The sequence below is a fragment of the Pseudoalteromonas sp. T1lg23B genome (genome assembly GCF_002964665.1).
Classification (GTDB): Bacteria; Pseudomonadota; Gammaproteobacteria; order Enterobacterales; family Alteromonadaceae; genus Pseudoalteromonas.
In genome coordinates this window covers 870823-886361 of sequence record NZ_PQBZ01000042.1, presented here as the reverse complement: position 1 = coordinate 886361, position 15539 = coordinate 870823, and the positions used below count along the sequence as shown (strand labels likewise).

Here is a 15539-nt window from a genome sequence, read left to right as displayed (position 1 = left end):
TCGGTTGTTTCAAGCTGTGTTATATCTCTATGTGTATGATTTTATTTGTTTTAAATTTCATTTCTAAAAATGAGTGTGTGCACACTAATTCATTGACTGTTGCGTCATTTTACCTATGCTTACGGCTTTCACTTCAGTGATAGTAATATCACGAACATGGCTCATTGATTGCCACATTAACTTATGGCCTTTAGTAAAACGCAAAGGTTTTACCCGCCTTTGCCAGCGTTGAATTTCTGAATCGGTGGCAGGTCTTAATGGCCCAAGTTGACCTATCAAACGCACTGCAGGCTGGTGCGAAAATTGTCCTTTCAATAATGATTTAAACCAAAACCATTTACTGCTGTTTACTGCCAAAATACAGATGCTGGTATTATGCTTGGCATTGGCGGGGAGCTGTTTAGTAAAGCGCTCAAAATAGCAGGCCTGAGCTTGACCATCGATTAAATCGCCTAGCATTAAGGAGCCTATGGGGGTGATGTGAGGCAAGCCCTGATTGTCTACTGACGCGATGGCATAGTGCAATGACGAAAATAAACCGGCATTGCACACGCATTTAGCATTTTGCCATTGTTGCTCTGATATCATTACACTTCCTTGTTCTGCTTTTATATCCATAAAAACAGAACACTGTTTTCGAGTCTAGTTGGCAGAAGTAGCCTGTCTGAGTAAAGCTTCATAAGCTAAACTATTTGCTAGTCACGCGTTGGTGAGAGCACGTTCATTACAAAGTTGTTTAACGATTGTACTGAAGGCCTCACCCACTTCTTGATTAATGCTGTCGATAAAGAAATGATCACCTTCAAATAGGGTGAAGGTGTATTCACCTGAAAAGTATTTTTGCCAGTCTTGCTGCTCTTCAATAGTTATTTCGTCATCTTTGCCAGCGAACACATCTAAGCTACATGGAAATTGCTCACTGCCAGTATATCGATAGGTGTTTGCCAGTTTAAAATCAGCACGCAGCACCGGCATAAACAGTGTCATCAATTCTTCATTTTCTAATACAGCCGGAGGCGTGCCATTAAGGCTTTTCAACTTTGCTTTAAATGCTTCGTCATCTAATAAATGAGTATTCTCGTGGCTGCGGTCTTTGCCTGGGTTTGGACTACCTGATGCGACAAAGTGGCACGGGCCAGCCATTCCCCTTTGTCTCATTTTGCGCTGTGTTTCGAATGCAACTCTGGCGCCCAAACTATGTCCATAAAACACGAAGTCACAGTTTAGGTGTGGTGTTAACTCAGCTATCAAAGTATCTGTTAATTCATCCATACATTGAGCTGGTGGCTCACTAATACGCGGGCCGCGAGCGGGCATCTGAATGATGATCAGTTCAACAGAATCTGGCAGGGTATTCTTCCAATCACTGAAAGACCTTACGCTTCCACCTGCATAGGGAAAACAGACAACCTTGAGTGATGCCTGTGGATTTGGCTTAGCAATAAACAGCCATGGGCTTTGTGATGCACGACTCATTTATCAATCCTTTTTTATTGTTTTTAATCAGTTATGCATTTTAGTCTACCTTGATAGGCGACAAAATGAAACGTGCAATAATGCCTAAAGCTCAATGTGGGTTGGACGAAATTTGTTCTGAAATTTTCAATATACCTGTCCCTAAAAAGTCATATTTATTGCACAAATATGCCATGAATAATTCGCTTAATTGTCTTTTTATACCTCTATAGTAACTGCTCTAATTCTAGATAAATCAAAGAGCAAGGACTATGAAGACAAAGTTATTACCATTAGCAATTTTGTGTGGCTCTAGCGCATTATTTGTTGGTTGTTCAGACTCAGACAACAATAAAATAAAGACGCCAAGCGAAAAGCAACCTGTAATTATTACCGAGGGAACGCAAATTGAGTGCGCTTGCTTGAGACCACTGACTTACATGCCAATCTTTTGAACTTTAATTATTTCTCAGATAAGCAAGACGACAAGGTTGGTCTGGTAAAAACGGCGGCTTTAATTCGTCAGGCACGTGAACAAGTGAGCAACTCTGTACTGGTTGATAATGGTGACTTGATCCAAGGTAGTCCGCTGGGTGATTACATGGCTAAAATTAAAAAATTAGCGCCCGGAGAAGTTCACCCTGTTTATGCTGCAATGAATACGCTTGAGTATGACGTTGCGAATATTGGTAATCACGAATTCAACTTTGGCTTAGAGTTTTTGCAAGAGTCCATCGATGATGCAAACTTTCCTTATATCAGTGCAAATGTGTTTAAAGATGATGGCGATGACGATGCGAGTAATGACGAGCCGCTGTTCAAGCCTTATGTGATACAGGAAAAAACCTTTACTGACGTTAAAGGTAATAGTCACACCATCAAAGTGGGTTTCATTGGTTTTGTGCCACCACAAATAATGCAGTGGGATAAAGCAAACCTAGAAGGCAAGGTTATCGCCAAAGACATCATCGCAATGGCAAACCAATATGTGCCTAAAATGAAAGAAGAAGGTGCAGATTTAATTGTTGCTATTCCACACTCAGGATTGGATGTAAGTGCTAACAAACCTATGTCTGAGAACGCGAGTTATTACTTGTCTAAGGTTGATGGTATTGATGCCATCATGTTTGGTCATGCTCATGCCAACTTCCCAGGGCCACGGTACGAGAATTTAGCTGACCACGGTGTTGATGTAGAAAAGGGCACAATCAATGGCGTGGCAGCGGTTATGCCCGGTTTTTGGGGGAATCATCTAGGTATTATTGATCTTACGCTTGAGTATAAATCCGGCCAATGGCAAGTCAGCCATTCCCAATCGTTGTTACAAGCAATTTATGAAACAGATGAAAACCGAGTTACCACGGCTTTGGTTGATAATGACGGTCAGGTTGAGTCTGCGGTTAACGATGCACATCAACAAACCCGCGAATGGGTAAATGCACCATTTGCGAAAATAACAGGACCAGTGAACAGCTATTTTGCACTCGTCAATGACGATCCTTCGATTCAAATTGTGACAAATGCGCAAACTTGGTATACGCAAAAAATCGTACAAGGTACTGAGCTGGATGGATTACCCATTCTCTCTGCTGGCGCGCCATTTAGAGCGGGTCGCGGTGGTGCGGATGACTACACGTCAATCCCATCTGGTGACATCGCCTATCGCAATGTCGCGGATCTCTATATTTACCCCAACATTCTTAAAGTACTCAAACTTAATGGCGCGCAAGTTAAAGAATGGTTGGAAATGTCTGCGGGGCAGTTCAATCAGATAGATACGCAAAGCGCCGATGTACAAATGCTGATCAACAGCGATTTCCCTTCATACAATTTTGATGTGTTAGATGGCGTGACTTATCAAATCGATGTCACACAGCCGGCGAGATACAACGCCAAGGGTGAACAGGTTTCCGATGGTCAGCGTATCGTCGCGCTTAAATATCAAGGCGAGCCAGTGGCGGATGAACAGCAATTCTTAGTCGCTACCAACAACTACCGTGCCTCAGGCGGCGGAAACTTCCCCCATATTGGCGCAGACAAGATAGTGGTGGACTCTCCTGATGAAAATCGTCAAGTCGTCGCTGATTATATTGCTCATCAAAGCCAAGTAAACAATGGTGAAGGCCTCAATCCAGCAGCGGATATGAACTGGTCTTTTGCGCCAATTGCCAACGTGCAGATCCAGTTTACCAGCGCCAACAGTGCCGAAGCAAAAGCATATAGCGAACAGTTCACTCACATCATTACCACCGACCAAGTGGACGAGTCAGGTTTTGCTATTTACCGATTAGATTTGACCCAGCCGCAGTAACTTGTGGCTTAACGCTAGCCCCTCGCTTGGGGCTATTTATTATCAACCCCTAGCTGCTGTCTTGTTGATACCAAGAGATAGGGATCTCTAACTTAGTAACGGGAATTTTAAAAATGAAATCTATGTATAGATACAGTGCGTTGGCGTTGTTGTTCAGTGGTACGCTTTCACTGAATGCGCTAGCTGTAGATGCGTATGACTGGAACAATGTTGCGCCAGTAAAAACGCCGAGCGTCAGTAACAACAATGGCAAAACCGTTTATTTCGATGTGTCTCATGGTGGTGTCGAAGGGAATGCAGATTGGGTTATCGATGGTGCATTTTCTGACTTCGCTGATGCCTTGGTACAAGAGGGTTATACGGTTAAAGAGTACCGTGGCGTTGATTTAAACAATGACGGCCGCATTCGCTTTTATGATGATCGCAGCACTGGAGTAAATCAGAACGAAGCGGTGATCACCTATGACGCAATTAAAGACGCTGACGTGTTCGTACTTGCCGAGACTAATCGCCCGTTTACGTTAAGCGAGCAGGCTGCATTGGAGCAATTTGTTGCAGCTGGGAAAGGGATTTTCTTTGTTGCTGATCACTATGATGCCGATCGCAACTTAAACACTTGGGATGCTACAGAAGTTTTTAATGGCTACAACCGCTCCGACTTAAGTAAATACAACATGGGTGGCGCTTATGGTGATTGGCGTAACCCAAAGAATGCGAACGCAGGATGGTTGGTTGATAACTTTGGGATTCGTTTTCGTTTTAATGCCGTTGATTACAAGCAAGGGGTGAGCGGTGTCGTTGAAAGTGCAAAAACGGAAGGGATCACACAAGGCGTACAGCCTATTTTGATGGCCGCAGGGGCAACACTGGCGATTGTGAATCCACAAAAAGCAAAAGGGCTAGTGTATTTCTCAGAATCTGATAGCCCCGTTAAGTGGCGACATGCTAAAGACCAAGGGTTATATTTTGGTGGTGCCGCTGAAGGTCCGTATGCCGCAATTGCAAAGTCGGGAGCGGGTAAGGCTGCCTTTATCGGTGATTCATCTCCGATAGAAGACGCCACACCTAAATACCTGCGTCAAGATAATGGTAATACTAAGAAAACTTATCCTGGCTGGACAGATTCGGGTAATGCAGCTGTGCTGGCGGTTAATATTGTCAACTGGCTAGCGACACCAGAAAGCTATCAGTACTTTGATGGCAGTAATGGCCACCACAGCGGTATCGCAACACCAACGCCGATGGCGGCTCAGGAGCATACCGATCCTAATAATGGTCAACCGTGGGGGACGCCAGCTACAGGATTCAATGCATGGGATACAGATACCTACAAAAATAATTCTTACAATGCGCCGTTTGGCAATGGACAAACCAACCCTGATCCGGACCCAGATCCAACGCCTACACCGGGCAATGCAGTTTCGGTTGAGCAAGCATTAGCATCAGCACAAGGCGCTGAGTTGGTTGTAATTGGTAAGGTTACAGCTGCGGTAAATGGCATCTATGGATTAGATCTTACGGATTTAAATAACCCAGCGAGCCATATCTATGTGAAGCTTGAAAGCGCGCAACGTGGCGATTTCAATCCACAGCTAAATCCAAGTATTTTAAATCAAAATATCATCGTCACAGCTAAGCGCGACAGCTACATGGGAGAGCCGGGGCTGCGTTATGTTAGTGATATTCAAATCGCACCAACCGCTTTATCTGTAGAGCAAGCACTGGCAACCGCGCAAGGTGAGAGCATTGAGTTAACCGGTCGTGTAAAATCGGCATTGAATGATATTTACGCGCTTGTACTGGAAGACAGCAACAACCCTAGTTTTACTATCAATGTGAAGCTTGAAAGCGCTCAGCGCAACGAATTTAGCCCACAGCTAAACCCATCGATTCTCAATGCACAATTATTGATTACGGGCGTACGTGACAGCTACATGAGCGCGCCGGGTGTGCGTCAGGTTAGCTCGATAGCAGTGGTGGGTAATGACACTAGTGAGCCTGATACGGGCAATGACATGTCAGTGAGCGATGTTTTGGCGTTAGCAAATGGTCAAGCGGTGGTTGTAGCGGGCGTGATAACTTCGGCAGTTAATGGTCAGTATGCGCTTGAGCTGAGTGATGACAATAACAGCGCGGATAACTTATATATCAAATTAGAATCTTCTCAGCGTAATACGTTTAGTCCGCAGTTAAATCCCAATCTACTGGGCAAACGCTTACGGGTGGAAGGCATTAAAAATGATTATATGAGCCACCCGGGAGTGCGCAATGTCAGCAAGTTAACTTTGCTCGACTGAGGAATTTTACCCAAAAACAGTGAGGGCCGTCAGGCCCTTTTATTTTATTCTGATTTAAATGTATAAAAATCAAAATTTTATATGGTTTTGGTGACACATTCCCAAGTATTGAATATCCCTGTAATTGTTTAATCATTCACACCCGTACGGCTCTCGGAATCACTAAATGGCTGGCTAAAAAAGCCCCCTAACTGACTTACATAAAAGCTAAATTTCAGTGTGTAAGTATTTTTATCGTGACGATAAAAATATTTCTCAGCACCCTGCGGCGCGATTTTGTACTCTACGCTCTTTAAGGTGTTGCCAATGTTGGCAAGACCGTTTAGCTACAAGAGATCAAAGCCTGTGAAAATTTGTTTTATTATGTACCCGTGGCATAAAGTTGAGCCAGAAAACGATTCAACTTTACGTTTAATCCATGAGTGCGTAAAGCGCGGTCACACCGTAGCGCTTGCAACTGTTAACAATTTAACCATTCGTGACAGTGTTGCCAGCGCATTTTGTGATGTATTCACAAAAGTAACTAAGTGTCCGGACAATATCCCTAGCTTTTACAAAACTGCACAGTTTAGGCGTGTACAGCTACCTATGGCGGGTTTTGACGCCATCATTATGCGTGCGAATCCACCGCTGGATACGTTAGCGCTGAACTTCTTAGACTCAATTCGTGGTGACACTTTCATCATGAATGACTTAGATGGTTTGCGTATCGCAAACAACAAAATATATACCGCTTCGTTTCAAGACACGGCCAGTGAGTTTATTCCTGCAACGCATGTGTCGAAAAACCGTGAGTATCTTGAGCGTATTTTCGAAGAGTCACCAAGTAACCGTATGATCCTCAAACCTTTGGATGGTTATGGTGGTCGTGGTGTTATTGTACTTGAGAAAAACGCCAGACAAAGCTTCCGCTCATTGCTGGATTTTTATATCGGTGGTGATGAGCACGGCAAAGGCAGCAACTATGTGATCTTACAAGATTATGTTGAAGGTGCAGAACAAGGCGATGTGCGCATTCTGATGCTTAACGGCGAGCCAATTGGTGCCATGAAACGTATTCCAGATGCAAATGATGTACGTGCTAATGTTCACGCTGGTGGTCGTGTAGTGAAGCACAAATTGACAGCACAAGAGAAAAAACTATGTAAATACATAGGCCCAAAACTGGTACGTGATGGGTTGTACTTCACAGGAATAGACGTCATTGGCGGAAAGCTGATTGAAGTAAATGTATTAAGTCCAGGTGGCATTGTGCGTATCAACAAGCTAAACCGAGTACGCCTACAATCACAGGTTATTGATTTTGTTGAAAGTGTAGTGCATGCAAAAGAATTGGTTCGCAGCCGTAAATCTGAGTTCAGACAGGTGATTGAAGATGCTAACGCTGTCTGAGCGCGAGTGTATTGCGTTAATTAAAAAAGGTGAGTGTTTTCACGCAGAAGTTGAGTCAGGCGCGTTTATCGTTAAGATAGACGAATACTCACCGGTGATCTGTGCAGCTATTCACAATGGTCACAACTTACGTAGCGAGCTTGAGAAAGCTTTTTTGCTGACCAAGGAAGAGCGCTTTTTTGAAGAAGATCCGTATACAGATGAGCTGATCTCGTCATTTCCAATTCAATTGATTGGTAACGACTCACGCTTTGAATATGACTTAAACCGCGCTAAAACGCTGTCTACGTATTTCAAAACTGCGTGGAACAAACAGGTGTGGAAAAAGCCGCTGAGCTCAGCTCAGCGTGCAAAAAGCCATCGTAAGCATCAGGCATTTTACAATGTGCTGGAAGCGATTATCGCTGAGGTTGAACACCGTTTTAAAAATGCCATTGTGTTTGATATTCATTCATACAATTACAAACGAATTGAACGCGATACACCAACCTTTAATATTGGCTCAGGTCAGATTGATGTTGAGCGTTGGGGCAAAGTTAGCGAATATTTTGAAAAGCAGCTCAACAAAATCAGCTTGCCTAATCTTGATGTGCGCGCAGCTACCGACGAGGTGTTTCAAGGGCGCGGTTATTTGATTTCCCACGTCAATGCGCACTTTGACAACACTTTGGTGTTGCCAACGGAAGTGAAAAAGGTCTTTATGGATGAAACTACGGGGGAAGTTTACCCGTTGGTTTTAGAAGAGCTTAAGGCGGGTTTTAAGAATGCTATCAGTGACACTGCTGCTTACTTTGTGCGTCGTTACGGCAAACGCAAAACTACTAAAAAAGCGGATGTGTTATCGTCATCAATTAGCCCTGATGTCCTTAAGATAGATAAGGCACTGTATTCACTGTGTAAAAATGTAGAGACATTGAACTACATCAACCCTGTGAACATTGCCAGTGAACGAAGCCGGTTTTTAAACAAAAACAGTGATGTCTGCCCCAACTTTACATACAAGCAGCTGAACATAAATCCGTACAAGTTTAGAGAGCATTTATATCAGTTGCCCGTTGATGAGATCATGGATGCGGACATCCAACAGCTTTATCGCCATGTAATTGATAACTTAGCGAATAAAATTGACTTACTGAGTACCATCGGCAGTGACAACTTCTTGTACAATTCACTGAAGTATTACGGCGCACCGCAAAAAGCTGATGTAGAAAACGCTAAGTTTATTTTGCATTTAAATAACTCAGAGTTAGAGCAGCATCAGGCCGTACATAACGCTGATGAGGCAGTTGAGTACTTTAAGCAAATGGCACAGCAATGGGGTTTGGTTTGTCGCATTGAAACATCAAGCAAAACTGTTGCTAAAGCTATGGTTAACAGCGAGAAATCTCTGTTAATGGTGAATAAGGATGCGAAATTTACCGCCCCCGAATTACATGCTTATGCTTACCATGAGTTAGGTATTCACATGTTGACGACCTTGATTGCCAAAAAGCTACCTTTGAAGATTTTTGCGCTGGGCTTGGCGGGCAACACGCACACCCAAGAAGGGGTTGCGATATACAGCGAGTATTGTTCAGGCAGTTTGACAATCGGCCGTTTAAAAACACTGGCGCTGCGAGTGTTGGCGGTACAGTACATGTTGGAACACGGTGATTTTGTTAAAACCTTTCATAAACTGGTTGAAGATCATGGTGCGAGCAGGGAGTCGGCGTTTACGCTTACAACTCGTGTGTATCGCGGAGGGGGCTTTACCAAAGATCACCTTTACTTAAAAGGTTTTAGAGACGTGCTACATCTGGCCAAACATTCGTCTCTGGATAACTTGCTAATGGGTAAAGCTGGCCTATTGGACTTGGGCGTCATTTCAGAAATTGTTGAGCGCGGTATGTTACCTAAACCTACGCCGCTGTTTGACTTAGCTTACCGTCCATCTGGCAACCCTGTGCTGGATTTTGTGATTGGTTCAATTAAATAAACACACCAAAACCACAGTCATTTTTTTGGCTGTGGTTTGCTTACATTTCCCAAACTTGCTGCATACCAAGTGCATGTTACACTGAGTTTTCTGTCTTAATGAAGGAAGTAACATGGATAAGTACTTGTTGACACGTAACGACATTGCACATCTTCAGGGTGTTGAAAAGACCCATTTTTTGAACGACAAGGCCCAGCGGTTGAACAAATCATTAGGTGACGAAACGGGCCTGACGGGGTTTGGCTTTCATATTATTGAGGTCGAGCCGGGATTTTACTCCACCGAATTCCATAAGCATTACCATGAAGATGAATGTATTTACGTACTTGAGGGGGAAGCAACGGCGACCATAGGTGATGAGCAGTATCATATTGGTGCAGGAGATTTTATTGGTTATCGTGCCGGTGGCCTTGCGCATACTATTTATAACAGTGGCCTTGATACGTTTAAGTGTATCGTGGTTGGTCAACGTTTGCGCCATGATGTGGGTGATTATCCTCACTTGCAAAAACGCATATATCGACAACAGGGGTTGCCTTGGAATCTCGTCGATATTGATAACATATCTGAACCTGTAGCGGGTAAAAAAGCGTGATACGGTAGACACATAACGATAATGATAGAATTTAAACTATGCTTTTAGAGCGGGTTAAAAAAGAAATTACGTTTTTAAAGGGAGAGCTTATGGCCATACTAACTAAGAATACACAGGTTTGTGATGAGGTACTGGCTGTGATTGCCCATATGCCAACTCGTAGCTTACCTACGTTAATGAATGCAGAGTTTTCATGTGCTTTAACGGATGCTGATTTTATGCGCATCGCAGTGCTATTAGCACAGAAAAGTTACCGTGAAGGAGGTTGCCCAATTGGTGCGGTGATTATAGATAACCAAACCCGACAAATCGTTGGGAAAGGACACAACACCTTGGTGCAAGAAGATCACCCATATAATCACGGCGAAACCTCCGCTATTCGTGACGCTGGGCGCATTGATTTTGGTAAAACCACCTTGTTTACCAGCCTCAGTCCATGTGATGTGTGTGCAACGCTATTGTACATGAGAGGCTTTAGTAAAGTGGTTGTGGGTGATGTCACCAATGCATCGGGTAATGAAGCAATGCTCTCAGAAAAAGGTGTAAATGTTGAGATATTAGAAGACCAACAAGGAATTGCACAATACGCAAAATTTAGAGCCGAAAAACCAGAACAAGACCTAGAAGACTGGCAAGGATTAAATGCGGTGAATAATCCAAGGGTGTTGTAGCAGAGCGCAAACCCTTTGAACTGAGCTTTCGTTAGCACCCCGTGACATTCCTAGAAAATGGTCGCCAATTGGTGGCCATTTTCTTGTTTTTATTGACCACTTTTCCTTTGTCATGCATGTTAGAGCTTAAAAAAAATCAGTAATAAGAACTTAGCGCACCGATATCGAAGTGAATAGGCGGGCTGTGTTGGGTGCGCTCAGGTGGTGCGTGAAAACTCAAATATTCAGCGCGTGGTGAGTTGTTTGGATTAGGGAAATAAATGAACTTCATAAAAAAAGTAAGCGTTGGAACAAGAAGTAAACAAGAGTCTATTCTATTGAACATCAAAGTTCCCCGCGGGAATGAAACAAAGCTAATCGTGTTTGCGGGTAAAAACCGCTCAGGAAAATCTCATATTATCAATCATATTGATAGAAGTATTAAAGAACACAACGCCAGTGGGAACAAGAGCTCTCAGGATGGTTTTACACCGAGACGTTCTTCCGTTGCGGTTGAATTACAAGACCCTAATTTGAGCTGTAAGAATGTATTTTTACTCAATGACTTAGACTATGTATTAAAGAAGTTTACGTATATACCACTCGGTGATGGCAGGATAACTAACGACGAAGCCAGCAATATTGAAAATATATGCAGGCAGGTTTTGTGGGAGTTTATTGGAAACCACCTCAGAGACAAACATGCAAATGAGTTTGATAAGAAAAAGTGGCTAGCGGATACAAGTTATCGTTTTGACTATTGTACAAATATCAACCCAGATAAACTGTATAAGTGTGATGGCGCGTGTGAAGTAACAAGAGATTTAGAATCAATTACCAACGGCCACCTATATTACAGGTATAACAATTTAACCAAAAATATAGAATTACACCTAAGATACTTTGACGGTCAAATATTCCCAAATCCTTCTTGGAGTCAGGGACAAAGAGCGTTGTTTTTCTACTTATGTTTTATTTGCTACAAAGAGATCAGTATTTTACTGATAGATGAAATAGAAACTTATTTACATCCACAATATATTTCATTTTTGTGTGAGAAGATTAAACAGAAAATCCCCCAAGCGATAGTGACGACTCACCATCCTCACGTTATTTTCTCAAAACTTATAGATCAATGTTGGTATGTAGAGCTTGATGAACCTAAGTGTATAGAGCCTGAACTAGAAATTGACTTTGAAAAAAGATCGAGAGCGGTTTTACCAACCTTTTCTCGTAAGATAGTGGATCTTGAAAGTGATTTTGAGAAAGTAAGTATGACTTACAAGTTATTTGATGGCTATGACAATAATTTGCTACGACTATCACAATCCAACAGCCTTGCTTTGTCTGAATCTGTGCTGAGAAGCTTTGCAAAAGCCTTTAACTATGGTGCGGTACCACACAAAAACTCCAACAAGCCTGATTTACAAAACGACAAGTTAGCTGATTTTATTAAGCGAAAACTATCTGGCCAAAGCGGCAAGAGGCTAGAAATTCTAGATTTAGGGGCGGGTTATGGGAGAACGTTTTTTGAAGTGAGTAAGCTCCCCGATGTTAAGAACAATATTCGATGGTCGTTTTGGGAACCTTTTGAAAATGTTAGGGAAGAGCTGAGCAAATTGATAGAACAAGACAGTCATAATGTAGAAATTATTAATCTTGAAGCGAATATTCTGACTTCTTACTATGATTTGGTGGTTATTTCCAATGTGCTACATGAATGTAACCCGAATGATTTCGCACAAATTATTAATAGAGCAGCACAGGCAGTCAAAGATGATGGGCAAGTCGTTATAATCGAGCTGTACCCATTACTTCACCCAGAAAAATATGCTGTCCCGTATTCCGAATCTGACATGAAAGTAATTTTGCGAAAATCGGGTTTTGATGTTGAATCAACGTCATTGAACATAAAAAACTCATCTGTAAGCGCATACTGGATAAAAGCAACAAAAAACCCGCAGAAGACAGTTGCTTCTGAGGGGGTAAAGGAAGCCGTGTTGTCGCAATGGAATTACATTCTTGAAAATACTTGTGGTGATTACAAAGGGAAGCCCGAGATCACTGAACCCGAGCATGTTGTGCAGGTCATGGGAGAATTGACCACGATAGCAAGTATTCAAAGCTTTTTCTTGGGGCAATGGTGAAACCAAAGTTAGGACAACTATGATAACTAAACTAAAACATCACGATGAGCGCACCGCTAAGCAAATTTGGTGCGTGTTGCAAAGGTCCTATAGCGTTGAGGCAGAATTGATAGGACGGGAAGATTTTCCACCGCTGTCTAGAACAGTGGCAGATATTAAAGCTGCAAAAAGTGATTTTTATGGCTACTTGGAAAGCGATGACATTGCCGCGGTGATTGAAGTTGAGGTGGCCGAACAGCACCTTGAGATCCATAGCTTGGTGGTTGACCCGAATCATTTTAGAAAGGGGATTGCCGATAAACTGATGTGTTTTGTGCTGAGTGAATTACACATTACCTCTGCTTGGGTCGAGACGGCGGTGGTAAACGAGCCTGCCATTAGATTGTATCGCAAACATGGATTTGTAGAGGTGGAGAGGTTTACCCCACCACACGGTATTGAGAAACTCGCTTTGTCATATTCATCAAGCTAAATTAGGTTGTTTTTTAAGCTGTTCACATTGTTTATTTTCAGCTAGTCTCATTGGACAACGAATAACGACAAAGGAAAAAGTTATGACCGTATCAGCTATCCCAGAAGGATTTCACTCAATTACCCCTTATTTAATTATTGATGGTGCATTGAACGCCATTGTGTTTTATCAAAAGGCTTTTAACGCAGAGCTCGTGATACAGTTGCCCATGCCGGATGGAGGGGTTGCTCACGCTGAGCTGAAGATTGGCAACTCACATATTATGCTATCGGATATGTGCTCGGAAGTTCACTTTCAAGACCCACAAGCACTGGGTGGTACAGCCGTAAGCCTCATGCTGTATGTTGAGGATGTGGATAGCGTATTTGCCAATGCAATTGCTTTGGGGGCTACCGAGATAAGACCTGTTCATGATCAGTTTTATGGTGACCGGGCGGGCACACTACAAGACCCATTTGGCCATGTTTGGACCATCGCCACGCACACAGAAGATCTAAGCCAAGAGGAAATTATGCAGCGTATGGTTGACTTTATGGGTCAACAAGAGGATGTATAAGACATACTGAAAAGAGCTTCATAGCTTAAAGAGCGCTTTATTTGAAGGATAAAGCGCTCTTTTTGTTGGTTAGCTTTTTTTACCTTTGCGTTGTCGTTTCACATAGAAATAGCCTCCCGAAATTACAAAGAAAACGGGGAGTAGGGTGAGTATCAACCATAGGATTTTAGTGAAGTGACCACCGAAACTACCAACGTGAAATACATACCTGAAATTCCAAGTTGCGGTTGCGGCACTCTGGTCAACGGCATTAAACTTTTGCACGAGCTGACCGGTGTTCATATCAACCCAGCGCATGCTGTGAGGGAAAAACTCATTGTCTAACTGTACGCGTCCGGACATAAGCGCATTGTTATGCGGAAAATTCAGGCGTTGTAATGTTGCACCGTCAAGGTTATCCAAAATAGTCTGATAAGCTTCGTCGACAGACACCAATGGGCCCGTTGCTGCAATCTTTGGCGCTTCGACCTTAGTGATGTCACTAAATGTCAGGGTTTTAACCACCGCTTTGGTTGCGTCTGTCCAATGAAATGTCATGCCAGAGAAAGCAATTAATATCAGTGGAATAGCACAAATTACCCCAAGTGTAATATGTAATTGATAAAGCAAAACTTTAGGTTTTGCCTTCCAGTTAACTTTTAATCTTTTCAGTGGCTTTTTAGGCTTCAACCACAGCCATAAACCTATCAATATTTCAATGATTAACATTAAACTTGCGATATTAATGATAACTTTGAAAGGCCTTTCACCCTCGTCATTCTTATACAATAACCAGCGATGGAATAGCATGATCACCCCGTAAAAGGTTTCGCTGTAGCGGTAATGTTTAATGATTTCACCGGTATAAGGGTTTAGATTCACTGCAGTCAGGTCATTCAAGAAAATTTGCCATGCTAGGTCTGGTTCATCTTGCAGACGAATTTGGCGGATATATGACCCTGTGTGCTGCTCTACACGTGTTGCAAGTTCTGACATGCGTAACGTTTGAGTATCAGGGGGAATACGCCACTCGTTGGGCGAGAGCGCTCGCTGTAGTTCGTTACCATAAACCAGCAGAGCACCACTAATACAGATACACAGCAAAAACACTGCGGTAATGGCCGCGATCATTAGGTGACATCGTCTAAGTATTTTTACAAGCATAATAAATTCAAAATGTGAAGCCTCATTCCCTCGAGTAGTAATAGATGAAAATGGTACGCACACTTGCGCAACCAACCCATATTTTAGTAGCAACTTCTTGAGAAAAATCGCAATCTCCCCAAGCAGTTGCCTTTGGCGAACATATCTATCCGGCTACAAAACAAGCGGTGACAAAGTGTTAGCGTATTGACCGTGTTTTTTATTGCGGTTTCGTAAATGCAAATCGATGTCATATGCTAATGATAATGGTTATCAAAATCAAGCTTCTATTGTATTTTAGCCCACGCACTTCGAGCACTGGGCATATCGGCTAGTGGTTGATGAGTGAGCCTTAATCATATTAGTGATATTTTTCTCATGTTAGACAGGTTAAGTGTTTGGTCACCTTCCTTGTCATATAAAAACAACCTCACATTTGTATAGCCATCGTATAGATATGACTCGCAAAAGAGACACTCAATGCCCCAGCATCTGGATCTTAAGGCGACATTCAGCCAGCTTTATTATTCTGTTTAATGCAGTAAATGACATTGTTCGTCAATGCAA

General features: G+C 42.7%; 12 protein-coding genes. 9 read left to right on the top strand and 3 right to left on the bottom strand.

Annotation, left to right across the window (positions count from 1 at the left end):
* Positions 1 to 84: 84 nt before the first annotated feature.
* Entirely contained in the window at positions 85 to 618 is a 534-nt protein-coding gene (locus tag C2M32_RS20345) for a hypothetical protein (RefSeq protein ID WP_234401375.1), read from the bottom strand.
* An 81-nt stretch (positions 619 to 699) separates the two neighbouring features.
* On the bottom strand, positions 700 to 1476 hold the full coding sequence (locus tag C2M32_RS20340) for a thioesterase II family protein (RefSeq protein WP_105170114.1): 777 nt from the start codon (positions 1474 to 1476) through the stop codon (positions 700 to 702).
* A gap of 397 nt (positions 1477 to 1873) precedes the next feature.
* Between C2M32_RS20340 and C2M32_RS20335 the strand changes: the two genes are divergently transcribed.
* The 9 genes from C2M32_RS20335 (at position 1874) to C2M32_RS20295 (ending at position 13850) form a co-directional block, all read left to right on the top strand.
* Entirely contained in the window at positions 1874 to 3766 is a 1893-nt protein-coding gene (locus C2M32_RS20335; protein ID WP_234401374.1) for a bifunctional 2',3'-cyclic-nucleotide 2'-phosphodiesterase/3'-nucleotidase, read from the top strand.
* A gap of 113 nt (positions 3767 to 3879) precedes the next feature.
* Positions 3880 to 6063 (top strand): DUF6359 domain-containing protein, encoded by a 2184-nt coding sequence (locus C2M32_RS20330; protein WP_105170113.1) that lies wholly within the window; start codon positions 3880 to 3882, stop codon positions 6061 to 6063.
* Positions 6064 to 6408: 345 nt separating this feature from the next.
* The gene (gene gshB / locus C2M32_RS20325; RefSeq protein ID WP_105170160.1) at positions 6409 to 7455 is read left to right on the top strand and encodes a glutathione synthase; all 1047 of its coding nucleotides are present in this window, start codon (positions 6409 to 6411) and stop codon (positions 7453 to 7455) included.
* Positions 7439 to 9430: a flavohemoglobin expression-modulating QEGLA motif protein gene (locus C2M32_RS20320; RefSeq protein WP_105170112.1), complete on the top strand. Its 1992-nt coding sequence runs from the start codon at positions 7439 to 7441 to the stop codon at positions 9428 to 9430. The genes gshB and C2M32_RS20320 overlap by 17 nt, the downstream gene beginning before the upstream one ends.
* A gap of 112 nt (positions 9431 to 9542) precedes the next feature.
* Positions 9543 to 10025 carry a cupin domain-containing protein gene (locus C2M32_RS20315; RefSeq protein WP_105170111.1) on the top strand — a complete coding sequence of 161 codons (483 nt, stop codon included), beginning with the start codon at positions 9543 to 9545 and terminating at the stop codon, positions 10023 to 10025.
* An 89-nt stretch (positions 10026 to 10114) separates the two neighbouring features.
* On the top strand, positions 10115 to 10696 hold the full coding sequence (locus C2M32_RS20310; protein ID WP_105170159.1) for a nucleoside deaminase: 582 nt from the start codon (positions 10115 to 10117) through the stop codon (positions 10694 to 10696).
* Positions 10697 to 10956: 260 nt separating this feature from the next.
* Positions 10957 to 12822 (top strand): AAA family ATPase, encoded by a 1866-nt coding sequence (locus tag C2M32_RS20305; protein ID WP_105170110.1) that lies wholly within the window; start codon positions 10957 to 10959, stop codon positions 12820 to 12822.
* A gap of 19 nt (positions 12823 to 12841) precedes the next feature.
* The gene (locus tag C2M32_RS20300) at positions 12842 to 13294 is read left to right on the top strand and encodes a GNAT family N-acetyltransferase (protein ID WP_105170109.1); all 453 of its coding nucleotides are present in this window, start codon (positions 12842 to 12844) and stop codon (positions 13292 to 13294) included.
* An 82-nt stretch (positions 13295 to 13376) separates the two neighbouring features.
* Positions 13377 to 13850 (top strand): VOC family protein, encoded by a 474-nt coding sequence (locus tag C2M32_RS20295; protein WP_105170108.1) that lies wholly within the window; start codon positions 13377 to 13379, stop codon positions 13848 to 13850.
* Positions 13851 to 13919: 69 nt separating this feature from the next.
* Here C2M32_RS20295 and C2M32_RS20290 read toward each other — a convergent pair whose 3' ends face one another.
* A complete protein-coding gene (locus C2M32_RS20290) occupies positions 13920 to 14960 on the bottom strand; it encodes a PepSY-associated TM helix domain-containing protein (protein WP_234401372.1) in 1041 nt (346 codons plus the stop codon).
* Positions 14961 to 15539 lie beyond the last annotated feature (579 nt).

Coding starts and splice junctions, on each gene's coding strand:
- C2M32_RS20310 (WP_105170159.1), top strand. CDS start 10,115: ATGGCCATACTAACTAAGAATACACAGGTTTGTGATGAGGTACTGGCT.
- C2M32_RS20295 (WP_105170108.1), top strand. CDS start 13,377: ATGACCGTATCAGCTATCCCAGAAGGATTTCACTCAATTACCCCTTAT.
- C2M32_RS20330 (WP_105170113.1), top strand. CDS start 3,880: ATGAAATCTATGTATAGATACAGTGCGTTGGCGTTGTTGTTCAGTGGT.
- C2M32_RS20290 (WP_234401372.1), bottom strand. CDS start 14,960: ATGATCGCGGCCATTACCGCAGTGTTTTTGCTGTGTATCTGTATTAGT.
- C2M32_RS20345 (WP_234401375.1), bottom strand. CDS start 618: ATGGATATAAAAGCAGAACAAGGAAGTGTAATGATATCAGAGCAACAA.
- C2M32_RS20320 (WP_105170112.1), top strand. CDS start 7,439: ATGCTAACGCTGTCTGAGCGCGAGTGTATTGCGTTAATTAAAAAAGGT.
- C2M32_RS20315 (WP_105170111.1), top strand. CDS start 9,543: ATGGATAAGTACTTGTTGACACGTAACGACATTGCACATCTTCAGGGT.
- C2M32_RS20340 (WP_105170114.1), bottom strand. CDS start 1,476: ATGAGTCGTGCATCACAAAGCCCATGGCTGTTTATTGCTAAGCCAAAT.
- C2M32_RS20300 (WP_105170109.1), top strand. CDS start 12,842: ATGATAACTAAACTAAAACATCACGATGAGCGCACCGCTAAGCAAATT.
- C2M32_RS20305 (WP_105170110.1), top strand. CDS start 10,957: ATGAACTTCATAAAAAAAGTAAGCGTTGGAACAAGAAGTAAACAAGAG.